At 42.5% G+C, this 3445-nt stretch carries 4 protein-coding genes; 2 read left to right on the plus strand and 2 right to left on the minus strand.

From position 1 onward, the window contains the following. The coding region (locus tag B5P42_RS31325; RefSeq protein WP_142674067.1) for a Gly-Xaa-Xaa repeat protein at nt 1–1665 on the plus strand (1665 nt) is incomplete at its 5' end. 81 nt (nt 1666–1746) lie between these two features. Here B5P42_RS31325 and hfq read toward each other — a convergent pair. Beyond that, a complete protein-coding gene (hfq, locus tag B5P42_RS31330) occupies nt 1747–1971 on the minus strand; it encodes an RNA chaperone Hfq (RefSeq protein ID WP_000813896.1) in 225 nt (74 codons plus the stop codon). A 21-nt stretch (nt 1972–1992) separates the two neighbouring features. After that, nucleotides 1993–2946, minus strand: a complete 954-nt coding sequence (gene miaA, locus B5P42_RS31335) for a tRNA (adenosine(37)-N6)-dimethylallyltransferase MiaA (RefSeq protein WP_002014696.1) — start codon at nt 2944–2946, stop codon at nt 1993–1995. A gap of 181 nt (nt 2947–3127) precedes the next feature. On the opposite strand from miaA, the gene B5P42_RS31340 reads away from it, so the two are divergent. Then, a complete protein-coding gene (locus B5P42_RS31340) occupies nt 3128–3373 on the plus strand; it encodes a hypothetical protein (RefSeq protein WP_002014695.1) in 246 nt (81 codons plus the stop codon). The last annotated feature ends 72 nt before the right edge of the window (nt 3374–3445 follow it).

Here is a 3445-nt window from a genome sequence, read left to right on the forward strand (position 1 = left end):
GGTGCTACTGGTTCCACTGGGCCTAGAGGTAACACGGGCGCTACTGGTGCTACCGGACCTAGAGGTAACACAGGTGCTACTGGTCCTCATGGTCCTAGAGGTAACACGGGCGCTACTGGACCTCAAGGTGCTCAAGGTAATACAGGTGCCACTGGTCCTCAAGGTATTACGGGTGCTACTGGACCTCAAGGTACGCAAGGTAACACGGGCGCTACCGGTTCCACTGGACCTCAAGGTGTTCAAGGTAACACTGGTGCTACTGGTTCCACTGGGCCTCAAGGTAACACGGGTGCTACTGGTATAGGAGTTACCGGACCTACTGGACCTTCTGGACCTCAAGGTATTCAAGGTAACACTGGTGCTACTGGTTCCACTGGACCTCAAGGTGCGCAAGGTAACACAGGTGCTACTGGACCTCAAGGCGCGCAAGGTAATACAGGTGCTACTGGACCTCAAGGTGCTCAAGGTAATACAGGTGCCACTGGTCCTCAAGGTATTCAAGGTAACACGGGTGCTACTGGACCTCAAGGTGCGCAAGGTAACACGGGTGCTACTGGACCTCAAGGTGCGCAAGGTAACACAGGTGCCACTGGACCTCAAGGTGCTCAAGGTAACACTGGTGCTACTGGACCTCAAGGTGCGCAAGGTAACACGGGCGCTACTGGTTCCACTGGACCTCAAGGTGCTCAAGGTAATACAGGTGCCACTGGTCCTCAAGGTATTCAAGGTAACACTGGTGCTACTGGACCTCAAGGTACGCAAGGTAATACAGGTGCCACTGGACCTCAAGGTAACACGGGCGCTACCGGTTCCACTGGACCTCAAGGTGTTCAAGGTAACACTGGTGCTACCGGTTCCACTGGACCTCAAGGTGCTCAAGGTAACACAGGTGCTACTGGACCTCAAGGTGCTCAAGGTAATACAGGTGCCACTGGACCTCAAGGCGCTCAAGGTAATACAGGTGCCACTGGTCCTCAAGGTATTCAAGGTAACACGGGTGCTACTGGACCTCAAGGTATTCAAGGTAACACGGGTGCTACTGGCCCTCAAGGTGCGCAAGGTAACACTGGTGCTACCGGACCTCAAGGTGTTCAAGGTAACACTGGTGCTACTGGTATAGGAGTTACCGGACCTACTGGACCTTCTGGTGGGCCTCCTGGACCTACTGGACCTCAAGGTGCTCAAGGTAACACGGGTGCTACCGGACCTCAAGGTGTTCAAGGACCAACGGGTGCTACTGGTATAGGAGTTACCGGACCTACTGGACCTAGCTTCCCAGTAGCAACAATCGTTGTAACAAACAACATCCAACAAACAGTACTCCAATTTAACAACTTTATTTTTAGTACTGCAATTAACGTAAACAATATTATCTTTAACGGCACAAATACAGTTACTGTTATTAACGCTGGTATTTATGTAATTAGCGTATCTATTTCTACAACTGCGCCAGGATGCGCTCCACTTGGAGTAGGAATTTCAATTAATGGAGCAGTTGCTACTGACAACTTCTCTTCAAATCTAATAGGCGACTCACTTTCATTTACTACAATCGAAACATTAGCTGCTGGAGCAAACATTTCTGTCCAATCTACTCTTAACGAGATTACGATCCCTGCAACAGGAAACACTAACATTCGTCTTACTGTATTTAGAATCGCTTAAATTTCACTATTTATTGTTTATGACAAATAAAAAAAAGAGCGAGAAACTCGCTCTTTTTTTGTTATGTACAATAATTCATTACTACTCTAATTCAATTGAAACATTTTTTTGTGGTACAAATGTAGAAATTGCATGTTTATAAATAAGCTGTTGCTTACCTTCTGTTTCCAGCAGGACTGTAAAATTATCAAATCCTTTAATTAATCCACGAAGCTGGAAACCATTTAATAAGTACAGCGTAACGAACGTATTCTCTTTACGGAGTTGATTTAAAAACTGATCTTGAATATTGATTGATTGCTTCATGTCGAATCCTCCTCTTTTTCTCTACTTACTATTATTCGACTTTAGTTGTAGCTTTCCTTCTATGTATCGTAAAATTTCTGACGTTTTTTCACCATCAGTAACATCGAACCACGCGACATCCATCTTATTACGGAACCACGTTAATTGACGTTTTGCATAACGGCGTGAATTCGTCTTTAATTGTGATACCGCTTCTTCTAAAGATACACGATTCTCAAAATAATCATATATCTCTTTATAACCAATCGCTTGAATAGATTGACAATCTCGCACTCCTCTTTCATGTAAACCTTTTACTTCTTCTAATAAACCTTGTTCAATCATTAGGTTAACACGTAAGTTAATGCGATCGTATAGCATTTCTCGATCCATTGTCAAGCCAATTAATGAAACATCGTACAGTAACTCATTTTCTTGTTTTTCGAGCTGGTTACTCATTTTTTCACCCGTCGTGTGAAAAATTTCTAACGCCCGAATAACACGCCTTACATTATTGGCATGAATACGCTCCGCACTTTCTGGATCTACTTCTTGCAACTTTTTATGTACATATTCCACACCGTGTTCTAATGCTAACTTTTCCATCTGTTCTCGGTATGTAGCGTCCCCAGCCTCATCTGTAAACTGGTAATCGAATAGAACAGATTGTATATAGAGACCGGTTCCACCAACAATAATTGGTAATTTCCCGCGCTCTGTAATTTCTCGAATGCACTTACGGACACGTTCTTGAAATTCCGCCACAGAAAATGAATCTTCCGGATCTTTTATATCAATCATATAATGCGGAATTCCGTCCATCTCATCTATCGTCACCTTTGCAGTCCCGATATCCATCGTACGATAAATTTGCATGGAATCACCACTAATAATCTCACCATTCAACGCTTTTGCAAGATCGATACTTAATTTCGTCTTTCCGACAGCAGTTGGCCCAATGATGACAGCAACTTTTTCACGTTGCACTTCTCCCATATCATTCAACTCTCTTTATGTAATATACTCCATCTATTGATTATACCCAATCTTACCAATTTTAACGGCATGATTGCAAGTTCTTTGAATCCAGTACATGCAATTACACAAAAAAAAGAGCATAGCTTGTCCAATTCTGCATATACATGATAAAAAATAGCTCGGAGAGGGTGCAATGACTATGAAACAAGCGACTATCGATTTTCCATTATTAATAAAAGACCTTATTTTAGCTACTGCTACAAAAGAACAAAATTGTTCACAAGAAGAATTATACTTCGCACTAAATTGTTTACTACGTTCCTTTCATTCTACTCTTCAAGAAACAACGTTACATCCAGAAAATAAAAATACAGAGTATATGCAAACTCAATTTTGCACCGCGTATAAAATTATTACAGGTAAAACAATTTACCCTTTTCAATAATTCTTATATAAAAAAAGCGGCCGCTTAGACATTTTGAACTGTACCCCGAAGATTCGGGGTTTTTGTGTATTT

The organism is Bacillus sp. SRB_331 (assembly GCF_003264175.1).
In the GTDB taxonomy this organism is placed as follows: Bacteria; Bacillota; Bacilli; order Bacillales; family Bacillaceae_G; genus Bacillus_A; species Bacillus_A mycoides.